A 14,535-nucleotide genomic window follows, 5' to 3' on the forward strand; every position below is an offset into this window, starting at 1 on the left:
GATTAGCACTCGTCTGCGCAGAGTGCTAAAATGAACGTATGTAAAATAAATAAGTTGAATTTCGAAAGGAGATCGTTAAATGCAGACCAAACAATTTCAAGCAGAGTCTAAAAGGCTTTTAGAAATGATGATTAATTCGATTTATTCTCAGAAGGAAATTTTTTTAAGAGAGTTAATTTCTAATGCCAGCGATGCCATTGATAAATTGTATTATAAGGCGCTGACAGATGAGCGTTTAAGCTTCGACAAGGACAGCTATTACATAAAGGTTTCAGCGGACAAAGATAATCGAACATTAACCATCTCGGATACTGGGATTGGCATGACGCAGAAAGAGCTTGAAAATAATCTTGGAATTATTGCCAAAAGCGGCTCTTTAGCATTTAAGAAAGAAAACCAAGTGGAAGACGGCCATGAAATCATCGGCCAGTTCGGAGTTGGGTTTTATTCCGCCTTTATGACAGCTGATAAAGTTACTGTCATTACTAAAGCCTTGGACAGCGATACTGCCTATAAGTGGGAATCTTCAGGTGCTGACGGTTATACAATTGAGCCGTATGAAAAGGACACAGCAGGAACTGAAATCACTTTAAAAATTAAAGAGAATACGGAAGAAGAAAGCTATGACGAGTACTTGGAAGAATACCGTTTAAAAGCGATCATCAAAAAATATTCTGACTTCATCCGCTATCCTATTAAAATGGATGTGACCGAGAGAAAGCTTAAAGAAGGCAGCGAAAATGAATTTGAAGAGCTGAAAGAAGAGCAGATCGTCAATAGCATGGTTCCTATCTGGAAAAAGAATAAAAGTGAACTCACTTCAGAAGATTACGAGAATTTTTATGCAGAAAAGCATTACGGTTTTGACAAGCCTCTAAAGCATATACATGTTAGTGTAGACGGAGCTGTTAGATATAACGCTATTTTATTTATTCCAGAGAAAATGCCTTTCGACTATTATACTTCGGAATATGAAAAAGGACTGGAACTCTATTCAAATGGTGTATTAATTATGAATAAATGCTCCGATCTTCTTCCTGACCATTTTAGCTTTGTCAAAGGAATGGTTGATTCAGATGATTTATCTCTTAATATATCCAGAGAAATTTTACAGCATGACCGGCAGCTAAAGCTGATCGCGAAAAATATCAGCAAAAAAATTAAAAGTGAATTGCAAGGCTTGTTGAAGAATGAGAGAGAGAAATACGAAGAATTTTATAAAGCCTTTGGCAGACAGTTAAAATACGGAGTGTACAGTGACTACGGTACTCATAAGGAAGCTTTGCAGGACTTAATAATGTTCTACTCTTCAAAAGAGAAGAAGCTCGTAACCTTAGATGAATATGTTAATAGGATGCCTGAGGAACAAAAATATATCTATTATGCATCAGGAGAATCGCAGGAAAGAATTGAAAAACTGCCACAGACCGAATTAGTAGCTGACAAAGGCTATGAAATTCTCTATTTCACCGATGATATAGACGAATTTGCCATTCAAATGCTCATGTCGTACAAGGAAAAAGAATTCAAGTCTGTATCAAGCGGAAATCTGGGTTTTGAGGAAGAAAATAATCAGACGGATGCTTCAGAAGACGGCGAAAATAAAGAGCTCTTTGATTATATGAAGAACGTTTTATCCTCAAAAGTAAAGGATGTACGGGCATCAAAACGATTAAAATCACATCCCGTTTGTATCGCTGCGGACGGCCAGGTTTCCATAGAAATGGAAAAAATATTGAAATCTATGCCTAACAACCAGAATGTAGAGGCTGAAAAAGTGTTAGAAATTAACACCAATCATGAGGTCTTCCAATCCTTAAAAAATGCCTTTGAAAAAGATAAAGAGAAGTTAAATTTATATACTAATCTGTTATACAATCAAGCGCTGCTGATTGAAGGCCTGACCATCCAAGATCCAGTAGAGTTTACGAATGATATATGCAAAGTAATGGTGTGATCTTTTTTGCCCCTTACAATCAAGCATGGGTAGATTTCCCATGCTTTTTTGCAGTTAAATCCTCCTCATTTCAATTAATTGACCAACAGAAATCCTTGTATCAATATTATAATGGAAGGAAGAAAATACGGGGATGAGGTGAAGGGCTTTACCTTATTCGTTTATTGTTTATATATAATATCACTGTAAATGAGGGAACACCATGAAACAGATATATAGCGATGTGATTCAGTTTAGGGGAACACATTATGATTTTGGATGCTATCAGGGTGAAAGGATAAAAGATTCACTGACCGTTAAAAATCGGGAAAATCAATGGAAGGTGAGAAAGCCTAGATTTACCGTTTCGGCACAAGAAGTGAAAAAAGCGATTATGCCCTTTGCTCCTGGCGTCTGGGACGAGCTTTTGGGGCTGCAGGCTGCTCTGGAGTGGCCGATGGAAAGTGTGCTTCAGGAGTTTGGCGGCTACCGCCTGGATTATGTCAAGTCAGGCTGTTCCATTTTAACTGGAGATCATTATTTAATCCGTAACTATGATTATCACCCAAAAACCTATGAAGGGCGGTATGTATTTTACCAGCCTGAGGATCAGGGATATGCGATTGCTGGACCAAGCCAGCGGGTTACCGGCCGAATGGATGGGATGAATGAAAAGGGGCTTGCTATCGGCTATAACTTTATGCACCGCAAAAATCCAGGAGACGGCTTCATCTGCTGCATGATCGGACGTCTTATATTAGAAGCATGCGCCAATGTAGAGGAAGCAGTTGCGATGCTGAAGGAGATCCCTCACCGCCATTCGTTCAGCTACATTGTACACGATAAGAGCAATGAGACATATATCATCGAGACCTCTCCTAGAGGAGTGGAGGTTCGTCAGTCGAGATCCTGCACCAATCATTTTGAAATCTTGAAGCATGAAAACCGGAATCATCTTGTAGATTCAAAACGCAGACTGGAAATTATGCAAGAACAGCAGGAGAGGCTGTCTAGCGCTCAAAAGGCCTTCAGACTGTTAAATGACCCTGCTCAGGGAGTCTTTTCTAATCTGTATAGCAGCTGGGCGGGAACGATTCATACATCTGCCTATTTTCCTAGAGAGATGAAAACATGGATGGCGCTTGGCGGAGACCAGCAGCCGGTTGAATTCGACTTTGCTAAATGGCTTCAGGGGGAGGATGTAAAGATTAAACGAATAACTGGGGAGATTGATACCGACATCCCGTTTGTTCATATGGATGAAAATGCGGACTGGTTTAAAAGGTAGTTGATAAGGGCCGGGTGTGTGTGCTTTCTAACCTTTTAGAGAATGGCAGTTCATATAAAATTTGAATGGAATGGTTTTATCATGTTAAAAGGGGAAGAATACTGACTCAAAGAGTGGTCAGCTTATATATGAAAATATCGAGATAAATAAACGAGTAATGGATCCTAAAGGTGAGGGACGCATAATGCTTACGCTGGAAGAACGATATCGAAAGCATGAATTTCAATTAACAGATTTGGAAGAACAGATTATTGAGTATATATTGAGTCACCGTGAGTTGGTGGTGGGTATGTCGATTCAGAACTTGGCAAAGGAAACATTCACGGTTCCTAATTCCATTATGCGCCTTATGAAGAAGCTGGAGTATGAAGGATTTACACAGTTGAAACTGCGATTAAAGGATGAGCTTTCTGCCTTGAAAAAGGAGGAGAGCTCATTTAGGCAGGAACTGGATAAAACCTGGGACCTAGTGGATGAGAAAATGATCGGACAGGCAGCGGATTGGATGGCAGCGTCTCAGCGATTACTCGTATTTGGTGCAGGAGCCCAGGCGGCAATAAGCGAGCTTCTAGTTATGAATATTAAAGCATTCCATAAGGAAGTGACCTTTTCTGAGCATCGTCATGAGAATATTGCTGCCCTTCAGCATTTCCGAAAAAAGGATGTTGTTATTTTACTTAGTCAGTCAGGTGAAACGGAGCAGACTTTAGATCTTGCGGTACTTGCTAAAAAGCAGGAGGCAAGAGTGATTGGAATCAGCCACTTTGGTAAAAGCAGACTTTCTAATCTTGCCGATCTGATGCTATATTGTTATGCACCAAAGGAAGAAACGAATGGTTACAACACGACAAACTTTGTCCCAATGGCGATTGTCGGCCGCTTGCTCGTAGAAGCCTATCGAAAACGCTGTGTATAAATACACGGCGTTTTTCTTATATTAAACCCGTATGTGAATGTGCTGACAAAATGTAAGAATCCGCTTTCATTAGGTGTAAGATAAAGGTTGTAAGCGATTACTTTGAATGGAGGTTGTTATATGAATCTACAAGCTGCAACTTCAATAGATCTGATACAAATTAACCAGCAGTTTACTGCAAAAGACGAAGCCATACGAGCTCTTGTTAAAGCGTTAGCAGACTCAGGCAAACTTAGTGATTCAGATGCGTTTTATCAAGCTGTACTAGACCGTGAGCGGCTTTCGCCAACTGGATTTGAAAAGGGGCTTGCCATCCCGCATGGTAAATCAGCTGCAGTTAAAGAAGCAGCCTTTGCTGTTGCGACATTACAAAAACCAATAACAGACTGGGAAAGCATAGACCCTGCCAATCAGGTGGACCTTGTTTTCTTACTCGCCATTCCGAATTCAGAAGCAGGATCCACACACCTGGCATTATTATCTGAATTAGTGACACGTCTGTCGGACCCAGCTTATAAAGAAGAGCTGGTTCAATGCCGGACTGCACAGGAACTTTTTAATCATCTTGGAGAATCTAAGGCGGCAGAACCTGTTATCACTTTAGAATCACATCAGGAGCGTCCGCTGATTTTAGCTGTTACAGCCTGTCCGGCGGGAATAGCCCACACTTACATGGCTGCTGAAGCCTTAGTAAAAGCAGGGAAAGAGCTGAATGTAGACGTAAAAGTTGAAAAGCAGGGAGCAAACGGTATTGAAGACAAACATACCAAATCTCAGCTCCGCAAGGCCGCAGGGGTTATTTTTGCCAATGATGTAGCGGTAAAAGATGAAGAGCGCTATCATCATCTTCCCCGAATCAAAACGAGTGTTGCTTCACCAATAAAAGACAGTAAAAGTCTAATTGTACAAATTCTTAATAAAAAACGTACTCCCAGAGCAGATGCAGCTATTCTGGAACATGACGATGAAACAGAAGACCAAAAGTCTGTAAAGACAGAGATCAAGGATGCCATCTTAACGGGTATTTCCTATATCATTCCGATCATTGTGGCTGGCGGTATGATCTCAGCTTTTGCGACTTTAATTGCTCAGGGCCTTGATTTGGAGAAGGTACTGGCACAAGAAGGATCGTGGTTATTTCAAATTAAAACACTTGGCGGCTTGCTGCTAAGCACCTTAATGGTACCTATTCTTGCAGCGTATATGTCCTACTCCATTGCAGATAAGCCAGGACTTGCACCTGGATTTGCAGCTGGCGTTGCAGCGAATATGATTGGCAGCGGATTTTTAGGAGGCATGCTCGGAGGTTTCCTTGCCGGGTACTTGCTTAAATATATGAAGGCTAAAATTAAGTCTCGGGGAACATTTGCAGGTTTTATCAGTTTCTGGGTATATCCAGTGTTTGGATCCCTTATTACCATTTTGATTATGCTGTTTGTAATAGGAAAGCCTGTTGCCTGGCTGAATACATCGCTTATTGATTGGCTGGGAGGCTTGTCAGGGGCGAACGCCCTCGTTCTTGGTGCTCTCATTGGAGCGTTTGTTTCGTTTGACCTTGGAGGCCCGGTTAATAAAGCCGCCTATACCTTCTGTATTGGTGCAATGGCAAGCGGGAATTTTATCCCTTATGCTGTTTTTGCTTCTGTAAAAATGGTTTCAGCCTTTTCGGTTACTGCTGCTACACTAATCTCTAAACGTTCCTTTAATAAAAATGAACAGGCTGTAGGTAAACAAACGTGGGTCCTTGGCCTGGCCGGAATTACAGAAGGTGCGATTCCGTTTATGATTAATGATCCACTCCGTGTGATACCATCGCTTGTCATTGGATCAGCAGTTACAGGAGCAATGGTAGCTGTTACGGATATTGGGTTGAATGTACCTGGAGCCGGTATCTTCTCGTTAGCGTTACTGCAAGGAGGAGATGGGGCCCTGATGAATGGAGTCATCTGGCTTGGTTCCGCATTGATTGGTGCAGCAATATCAACTGCACTGCTTATCTTAACTCGAAAACAAAAAATTAAGAAGTTAGGCTACGAGAAAGCGCTGCAGGAAAAAGCAGCTTAATAAGGAATAGAGGTGAAGAATTTTGGCAAAGAACGTACACATCGTCCCTCATATGCATTGGGATCGCGAATGGTATTTTTCAACAGAGGAATCCAGAATTCTTCTTATTAATAATATGGAAGAAATACTAACCCGTCTGGAAACAGACCCAGATTATCCTTATTACGTATTGGACGGGCAGACTGCTATACTCGAGGACTTCTTTGAAATCCGCCCCGACCAGCGAGACCGGGTTAAGAAGCTGGTTCAGGCTGGCAAGTTAATCATTGGCCCTTGGTATACTCAGACGGATGAAATGGTAGTCGGCGGAGAGTCAATCGTCCGTAACCTTTATTACGGGATTAAAGATAGTGAAGAATTTGGAGAACCGATGCAAATCGGATATCTGCCGGATTCATTTGGCCAATCTGCTCAAATGCCTCAAATTCTAAATGGCTTTGATATAAAGTACGCTATTTTTTGGCGGGGGACTTCAGAACGTCACGGAACCGATAAAACGGAATTCTATTGGACTTCAAGCAGCGGCTCCAAAGTTCTTGTACAGCTCATGCCGCTTGGATATGCGATCGGAAAGTATCTGCCTGTAGAAGAAGAATCTCTTCAAGCGCGGATGGATAAATATTTCACTGTACTAGACCGCGGGGCTACTGGAGAGAACGTTCTGCTGCCGAACGGCCATGATCAAATGCCTATTCAGCAGAATATTTATGACGTTATAGAAACATTGAAAAAACTCTATCCAGACCGGGAATTTTTCCTTAGCCGGTATGAAGACCTTTTAGAAAAGATTGAAAAGCAAGAAGGTCTCGATGAAATATATGGGGAGTTTCTCGATGGTAAATACCAGCGTGTTCACAGAAGTATTTACTCAACGCGTGCAGATATAAAGTCGGCGAATACGCGAATTGAAAATAAAATTACCAAGCATCTTGAGCCATTGGCAGCCATGGCTTATAAGCTTGGATTCGAGTACCATCATGGACTGATCGAACCAATTTGGAAAGAAATCATGAAAAATCATGCCCATGACAGCATCGGATGCTGCTGCTCTGATAAAGTACATGCTGAGATTATGGCTCGTTTCCACAATGCAGAAGAAAGAACAGACCGGCTGATTGATTTCTATAAGAGAAAAATTGCAGATCATGTTGATACGCATCGTTTAGAGGACCGCCTTGTTCTCTTCAATCTGCTTCCTTATGAAAGAGAAGCGGTATATACGACTACAGTCACTACCAAATTCAAGTCGTTTCGCCTCGTTGATGAAAAAGGTATGGAGCTTGCGTATGAGATTCTTGACCAGGAAGTCATTGATCCGGGACTCATTGACCGACAAATCGTCCATTACGGCAATTATGATCCATTCATACGTTATACCATTCAAATGAAGCCTGTCCTTCCTTCGCTTGGATATATCACATATTGGGTGGAACAGGGAGAAAATATCAGAAAGTCTGTGGATGTTTCACAAGAACAAGCAATTGAGACAGATGATTATCGAATAATTGTGGAATCAAACGGAACCTTGACAATTTCCGATAAAAAAAGCGGTGAAACCTATAACGGTGTGCTTGGATTAGAAAATGCAGGAGATGATGGAGATGAATATGACTTCTCTCCATTAGCAGGAGACAAAGTGCGTTATAGTGAAAACGAAGTGATGGACGCAAAGGTTGAAATACAGTCCACACTGAATGCGCATTTTGTAACAATCCGATATGAGTGGGAACTCCCGCAAAATTTGGAAGCCAGAAAACATGGCGGTGAAAGTGTTGTTTTACAGGCTGCCATCCGTTTAATGGTACCTATGAGCGAAAGAAGGATGGATGTCTCTTTCACCATCAACAACACAGCTAAGGATCATAGAGTGCGAGTGTTGATACCAACTCATATTTCCAGCGCGTTTTCGTTTGCTGACAATCAATTTGGAACAATTGAACGAAGTGTGGTTGATGAAGCTTTAGCAGTATGGGAATCAGAGGGTTGGGATGAAAGGCCAGATTCCATCTATCCGTTCCTTAGTTATGCTGGCTTAGAGAACGAAGAGAAGTCTGTGCTGGTGATGACTAACAGTGTCCGTGAATATGAGATTATCGGCCAGAATTTTGACACAATCGCAGTCACCCTGTTTAGGAGTATAGGTGTCCTTGGCAAAGAAGAACTTGTCCGCCGCCCGGGAAGGCCTTCAGGAATTAAGCTGCCAACTCCGGACTCTCAAATGCTGGGAGAATGGACATTTGATCTTGCGATTGCTTATTTAGAAGGAAATCGGAAAGATGCAGAGGCCGCTCGTATCTCCTCAGAGTATACGACTTCATTCCTGGCTTATAATAAACTTCCGCACGATGCGATGAAGCTGAATAAAGAGAATCACAGTGTGCCAGCTTCATTTAGTCTTTTAACAGCAGAGCTGAATGGACTTGTTCTAAGTACGCTGAAGAAAGCGGAAAAACAAGACAAATTAGTTGCCCGTTTCTACAACCCGACAACAATTGATTGTTCGCTGGAGCTGAAAGGTATAGCTTTGGAAGCTTTGGAAGAAGTTAATTTGAAGGAAGAGCCTCTTCCTAGTCATAAAGAAAAATTCTTAAAGCTGGTTCCAAACGAAGTAAAAACAATTACAATTAAATAAAATGTAGAGGCCGTTCCTTAGGGAATGGCCTTTTAAATAGGAGTGTGAAACTGGATACCGGGTGTAAAGATATTTGTGTATATGCAATAGGCGCTTGCTATATTTCTGGTTCAAATGGATGCTCAGCACACTGCAAGTTTAGAAGAAGGTTAATGAGGCTGATATAATTTTTACAGGGGAAGGCAGAATTCTATGCCCAAACAGCGTAAGGAAAAGTTCCCGCCGGTATTAGGAAATGGACATAAGTACAACATTCCATGTACCTGCGCTAGCCGGGTAAGTTAAACAGCCTATGACAATCTTTATGATGTTCTAACCGCAGCTGTCTCAATCCAGCAGCCTTACGATACTTTCGAGGAAGCTTTAAATCCGGAGGCAGCCAGGCAGCAGTTCAGGCACGGCTGCGGATAAAGTGCGTAATTGGATGGCGGAAGAAACATAGCAAAGTTCAAAAGACAGTGAACCTTAGAGGATACAAGCTAACCTTACAGGACACTATGATTCTGCTTCTTTTTTGACTAATAGCCACAAAAAAGGATATAGTTTTTTTGAAATAGTAAAAAAGTAAGAAGGAATTTTAGTACAGGAAAAGAAATTATATATACATTCCGATGGTGATACGCAGGCCATTAATGGCTATACCCACTTAGAATTTTAACTAGAGAGGAGAACATAAAATGGAAATCACACAAAAAGAAAGAGACCACATTACAGAATTTTTCCTTCAGAACAGAGAGAAATTTGAGGAAAAGCTTTTATCCGAGGCGGTAAATGTTGCAGGTAAAATTAGTGAAATTTTGCAAAAAGGAAATATCAATCTTTTAAAAAATGCTGAAAAGTTAGTTCTATACATTGTAGAGCAAAAAGAAGCAGATCTCATTAGTTTTGCGCAGCAGGAAGGGAAGGCATGGGCGAAGAACGCTTTAACCCTTTCATTCAAGCTTGAATGGGTACAGGCTATTAGAAGGACTGTATGGCATTTTCTGTATCAGTATGACCGATTAAGCAGCGAAGCTACCAAACGCGAAGAGTTTTACGCTATGGAGAAGAAAATCAATGATAGCGTAGACCAGTTCCTGAACACTTTTTTCATAAGCTATTCAAATTACAAGGATGAAATGCTTAATTCTCAAAGAAAACTGGTGGAACATTTATCGGTTCCCATTATACCGATCAGTACTGGGGTAGCTGTTCTGCCATTGATCGGAACGATTGACCCTTACAGAATGCAGACCATTGAAGAAAAAGTATTGTCAGATATATCCTCTTTAAGTATTCAAACCTTGATAATGGACATGTCTGGAATAACCAGCATGGACGTAGATGTTATCGTTCATTTTGAAAAAATATTAAATGGAGTTTCTATGATGGGATGCAAGGCTGTCATTACAGGGCTGCGCGCAGAACTTGTAAGAAAAATGATCCACTTAGGAGTTTCCTTTGAGAAAAAAGCAGAAACAAAAGGAACGTTACAGCAGACATTGAAGGATTATATTCATGCCTTATAGGAGGCTGGATGACCTTTAATCTTTAAAAAAGGCTGTTTTCGCAAACTTTGTTGCTATCGACCAAGTAGGTTGATTTCCTCTCCAGGATGCTCGCTTTCCGCGGGGCGGGCGGTGAGCCTCCTCGGCTTTGCCTGCGGGGTCTCACCTGTCCCGCTGCTCCCGCAGGAGTCTCGCACCTTACGCTCCAATCAACCTAATTTAACAATGAAATGACTTTGTAAAACTTATTAAATAACAACAATCTTTAAGAAAAGAGCCTTAAAAAATAAAACATCTTTATGCCGTATAGATAATCTATATAACATAAAGGTGTTTTTCTATATGGCCTAACAGGCGAAGACATTGAAATGGCAGCCGGTTTATAACGATTCTTAAAAGGCTAAAGAAAGAAAAGAAAGGTTAAAAGGAGGATAAAATCATGAATCAGAGCGTATATGGTGTGTATAACTCAACTCAGGAGGCAATGGATGCCATTGATAAAATAAAAGGAAGAGGATTTGAAGACCATGTGTTCACACTTATTGCCAGGGACGAAAAGGACTTAGCTTTCAAAAATGCCGATCAGTCTCTGGAAGTGAATGTCATTACAACTCTTGACCACGATCATGAAGATTCTTTCTTCCAAAAAGTTATGCGTTTCTTTATGGAAGTTGAGCCTCAGCTGGACGACCATCTAAAAGAAAATGGTGCATCGGAAGCAGAAGCTAATAGGTATATGGAACAAATCGAAGCTGGAAAAATAGTTGTAATGATTGAAGAAAAGAAAAAATGACACTCTTGTGAGTGAAGAAGACATAAGGGAAATGAAGTGCAAGCCGGATCATTCGGCTTGTATTTTTTTTGCTTATTTTTTTAAGAAAGTTAGTAATGCTTTACATTTTTCACCGTTTTTTCACCATTCATGGTTAAAGTAGTCAATGTACAGAACAGACAGCCTTTATCAGCAAGAACAAAATACATTTTTTGGAGGAAGAGAACATGAAGAAAAAAATAGCAGGATATGCAGCAGCTGGAGCATTATCAATAGGAATTCTTGGAGCAGCAGGTGTATCCGCCTATGCAGCAACGGACACATCCGCTTCCACCTTAAAGGGGGGCTGGACCCAGAATTTAGATACGGCTACCCAGCAAAAAGTAGATAAGATTATGGAAGAGGCAAAATCACAATTAGCCAAATTAGGTGTTACATTGCCAGAAAAAGGAGGAAAAGGTGACCTTTTTGCAAATCTAGACGCTGCCACTAAGAAAAAAGCTCAGGCAATAATGGATAAAAAGGAAGCAGGAACGATCACGGCAGCACAGGCAAAGGAGCAGCTGTCAAAACTTGGAGTCGAGCTTGGGGTAAAAGGTGGGCACCGTGATCTGTTCGTAAATCTGGATACGGCGACCAAGAAAAAAGCCCAGGCCATTATGGATAAAAAGGAAGCAGGAACGATCACGGCAACACAGGCAAAAGAGCAGCTGGCTAAACTAGGAGTGGAGCTTCCAGAAAGAGGCGGCCGCCATGATATGTTCGCCAATCTAGACACAGCAACAAAGAAAAAAGCCCAGGCTATAATGGATAAAAAAGAAGCAGGTACGATCACAGAAGCCGAGGCAAAAGAAGAGCTGGCTAAACTGGGAGTTGAGCTTCCGGAAAGAGGCGGCCGCCATGATATGTTCGCCAATCTAGATACGGCGACCAAGAATAAAGCAGAAGCCATTATGGACAAAAAGAAAGCAGGAACAATTACTGCAGCACAGGCAAAAGAACAGCTGGCTAAGCTGGGAGTGGAGCTTCCGGAAAGAGGCAGCCGCCATGATATGTTTGCCAATCTAGATACGGCGCCAAAGAAAAAAGCAGAGGCCATTTTGGAAAAGCTAAAAGCCGGAACCATTACTGAAGCACAAGCAAAAGAGCAATTAAAAAAGCTGGGAGCCGAACTTCCGGGCAAGGGTGGACATCATGATATGTTTGATAATTTGGATTCAGCTACAAAGAAAAAGGCCGAAGCCATTATGGATGATGTGAAAACTCAGTTAGATGAGCTGGGTGTTGAACCGGGGAAAGCAGGAAGGTAAGAATAAAACGAAGCTCTATATAAAAAGGCAGGAATGTTGAATGACCAGCATTCCTGCTTTTTCTGTGTATAGCATCTTACCCCTGGGTGGGCAGGGGTGTATAAAATATTTGCAGATCAAATATTATGAGAAACAGCTTGTATTTTTTGAGATACAGCTCATACTTTCTGAGAAACAGCTCATATTTTCTGAGAAACAGCTCATAAATTTTCGTTAATAGCTCATATACGTTTAGGTGAGGCTTGGCAGGGGTGCAATAACCCGATTTGAGCTCCTATCCTTTTGGCAGCTGCCAAATGTAACGATAATTGTGCAATTAATTAATCTAATTCACTGCAGACAATAACAAATTAGTTTAAAACATTTCTTTTAACAGGTGCAGCTGAAGGCCAATTATGCTCAGGTGAAAACGCAGCTATTTTGTATACCGGAGCCATTTTGAAAGGACACACGAATCCTATGACTTTGGTACAAGGGTGCAATGATTTATGATGGAGAAAAAGGAGGATGATCATGGCCGGGATAACTCTGGACAAATTCATTAGTGAATTAAAAAATCATGCTGAACTTTATGAAATTCAAATTGCAATAAAACACATAGCTGTTTTTAATGTATGTACTATTAAGAACTATCGATTTGAGGAGGGAGAGGATTTTTTAATGATAAGCAGTGAAGATTCCAGGACGAATTTTCAACTGTATGTAAATGAGATTCTAGAAATTAAAGACATTTTTACGGCAGATGAAATTCCATGGCGAGTGGCAGCCTTCACTATTTCATGTGAAAATGAAATGGAGATAGGCATCAACCTGCTCCTTAACAAATAACCTGGTGTAATTTAATCCGCTTATATTCTTTTTGGAACTGATTTGAGATAATAATAGTGTTGAAATATTGTATTTATTTAAGCTCTCAGAAAAGTATCCTAAAGGAGTAATAACGATGAGTGAAACTAAAACTTTATTCCAGGCCTTCAAACAAACCGCCTATCAAGCAGGAGGCCATGGAAAAAGAGATGTTGGAATTTTAAAGCAGGCCATAAAAGAAGTAGATGGCCGAGCGGAAAGCGATATATATGGAACCGGGAAGCTTATAGAAGACTTCCAGGATAAAATGGCAGCATTTCTGGGAAAGGAGACTGCCGTGTTTTTCCCGAGCGGAACGATGGCTCAGCAAATTGCACTAAGAATCTGGTGTGATAAAAAAGGAATTAAAAAAGTCGCCTATCATCCACTATCCCACCTGGAAATCCATGAGGAAGACGGTTTAAAGGAATTGCATGGTATAGAATCCATTCTACTCGCGGACAAAGACAGATTGATTACTTTAGAAGATGTGGTTAGCATGAGTGATAATATCGCATGTTTATTGCTAGAATTGCCCCAGCGGGAAATTGGCGGCCAATTGCCGGAGTATGAAACTCTTGAAGCTATTTCTGCTTATTGCAAAGAAAAAGGGATCAAATTGCAGCTGGATGGAGCAAGATTGTTTGAAATTCTTCCGTATTATCAAAAGACCGCTTCAGAGGTCTGTGACCTGTTTGATAGTGTTTATGTATCTTTGTATAAAGGAGTCGGAGGAATTTCGGGGGCCATTCTTGCAGGAGATAAAGAATTCACAGAAGAATCAAAAGTATGGAAGAGGCGTCATGGCGGTGATTTAATCAGTCTGTATCCTTATATTATCAGCTCCGATTATTACTTTAATCAGCGAATTCATAAAATGGAGCAGTACTATCATGAGGCGAAGGAATTGGCTGCGTTGTTCAATGGCTGCCAGAATGTCTCCACAAAGCCGAAAGAGCCTGTTTCTAATATGTTCCATGTCCATATTGCCCTGCCAAAGGAGAAGCTTGAACCTATTTTAGTAGAAATTTATGAAGCTGCCGGCATAGGGTTAACCAGCTATTTAAAAGAAAAAACAGAAAACGAATGCTGCTTCGAAGTAAGTGTTGGGGATGCGTATGCTGATCTGCCAAAGGAAGATTTAAAGAAGACATTTCGTATGCTGAATATAAAATTAAGTGAAATGAAGAATGTATCTCCTTCCATTTAGTTTTTTAAAATAAAAGAAGGGCTGTCAGCAGACGGCCCTTTTTATATGTATTTAGGTTGCAGGTCCTGAAATAT

Annotated in this window: 10 protein-coding genes; all 10 read left to right on the forward strand. The window is 40.9% G+C overall.

Going from position 1 to position 14,535, the window contains the following annotated elements; translation table 11 throughout:
* Nucleotides 1-79: 79 nt before the first annotated feature.
* The 10 genes from htpG to JOC77_RS10555 all read left to right on the forward strand — a co-directional run bounded on the left by htpG (nt 80) and on the right by JOC77_RS10555 (nt 14,461).
* Entirely contained in the window at nt 80-1,957 is a 1,878-nt protein-coding gene (gene htpG, locus JOC77_RS10510; protein ID WP_204542875.1) for a molecular chaperone HtpG, read from the forward strand.
* Nucleotides 1,958-2,159: 202 nt separating this feature from the next.
* On the forward strand, nt 2,160-3,224 hold the full coding sequence (locus JOC77_RS10515; RefSeq protein ID WP_204542877.1) for a C45 family autoproteolytic acyltransferase/hydrolase: 1,065 nt from the start codon (nt 2,160-2,162) through the stop codon (nt 3,222-3,224).
* 184 nt (nt 3,225-3,408) lie between these two features.
* Complete coding sequence (locus JOC77_RS10520; RefSeq protein ID WP_204542879.1) at nt 3,409-4,140, forward strand: MurR/RpiR family transcriptional regulator; 732 nt, start codon at nt 3,409-3,411, stop codon at nt 4,138-4,140.
* 120 nt (nt 4,141-4,260) lie between these two features.
* Complete coding sequence (gene mngA, locus JOC77_RS10525; protein WP_204542881.1) at nt 4,261-6,204, forward strand: PTS 2-O-a-mannosyl-D-glycerate transporter subunit IIABC; 1,944 nt, start codon at nt 4,261-4,263, stop codon at nt 6,202-6,204.
* Between the two features lie 22 nt (nt 6,205-6,226).
* Nucleotides 6,227-8,836 carry a mannosylglycerate hydrolase gene (gene mngB, locus JOC77_RS10530; RefSeq protein WP_204542883.1) on the forward strand — a complete coding sequence of 870 codons (2,610 nt, stop codon included), beginning with the start codon at nt 6,227-6,229 and terminating at the stop codon, nt 8,834-8,836.
* A 677-nt stretch (nt 8,837-9,513) separates the two neighbouring features.
* Complete coding sequence (locus tag JOC77_RS10535) at nt 9,514-10,344, forward strand: STAS domain-containing protein (protein ID WP_204542885.1); 831 nt, start codon at nt 9,514-9,516, stop codon at nt 10,342-10,344.
* Nucleotides 10,345-10,762: 418 nt separating this feature from the next.
* Complete coding sequence (locus tag JOC77_RS10540; protein WP_204542894.1) at nt 10,763-11,116, forward strand: general stress protein; 354 nt, start codon at nt 10,763-10,765, stop codon at nt 11,114-11,116.
* Between the two features lie 206 nt (nt 11,117-11,322).
* Nucleotides 11,323-12,405 carry a hypothetical protein gene (locus tag JOC77_RS10545; protein WP_204542896.1) on the forward strand — a complete coding sequence of 361 codons (1,083 nt, stop codon included), beginning with the start codon at nt 11,323-11,325 and terminating at the stop codon, nt 12,403-12,405.
* Between the two features lie 513 nt (nt 12,406-12,918).
* Complete coding sequence (locus JOC77_RS10550) at nt 12,919-13,233, forward strand: hypothetical protein (protein WP_204542898.1); 315 nt, start codon at nt 12,919-12,921, stop codon at nt 13,231-13,233.
* 115 nt (nt 13,234-13,348) lie between these two features.
* A complete protein-coding gene (locus JOC77_RS10555; protein WP_204542900.1) occupies nt 13,349-14,461 on the forward strand; it encodes a threonine aldolase family protein in 1,113 nt (370 codons plus the stop codon).
* The last annotated feature ends 74 nt before the right edge of the window (nt 14,462-14,535 follow it).

Origin of the sequence: Peribacillus deserti (assembly GCF_016909175.1) — a bacterium.
Lineage (GTDB): Bacteria > Bacillota > Bacilli > Bacillales > DSM-1321 > Paraperibacillus > Paraperibacillus deserti.

Excerpts from the sequence above, each read along its gene's own strand:
- htpG (WP_204542875.1), top strand. The coding sequence starts at position 80 with ATGCAGACCAAACAATTTCAAGCAGAGTCTAAAAGGCTTTTAGAAATG.
- JOC77_RS10515 (WP_204542877.1), top strand. The coding sequence starts at position 2,160 with ATGAAACAGATATATAGCGATGTGATTCAGTTTAGGGGAACACATTAT.
- JOC77_RS10520 (WP_204542879.1), top strand. The coding sequence starts at position 3,409 with ATGCTTACGCTGGAAGAACGATATCGAAAGCATGAATTTCAATTAACA.
- mngA (WP_204542881.1), top strand. The coding sequence starts at position 4,261 with ATGAATCTACAAGCTGCAACTTCAATAGATCTGATACAAATTAACCAG.
- JOC77_RS10535 (WP_204542885.1), top strand. The coding sequence starts at position 9,514 with ATGGAAATCACACAAAAAGAAAGAGACCACATTACAGAATTTTTCCTT.
- JOC77_RS10540 (WP_204542894.1), top strand. The coding sequence starts at position 10,763 with ATGAATCAGAGCGTATATGGTGTGTATAACTCAACTCAGGAGGCAATG.
- JOC77_RS10545 (WP_204542896.1), top strand. The coding sequence starts at position 11,323 with ATGAAGAAAAAAATAGCAGGATATGCAGCAGCTGGAGCATTATCAATA.
- JOC77_RS10550 (WP_204542898.1), top strand. The coding sequence starts at position 12,919 with ATGGCCGGGATAACTCTGGACAAATTCATTAGTGAATTAAAAAATCAT.
- JOC77_RS10555 (WP_204542900.1), top strand. The coding sequence starts at position 13,349 with ATGAGTGAAACTAAAACTTTATTCCAGGCCTTCAAACAAACCGCCTAT.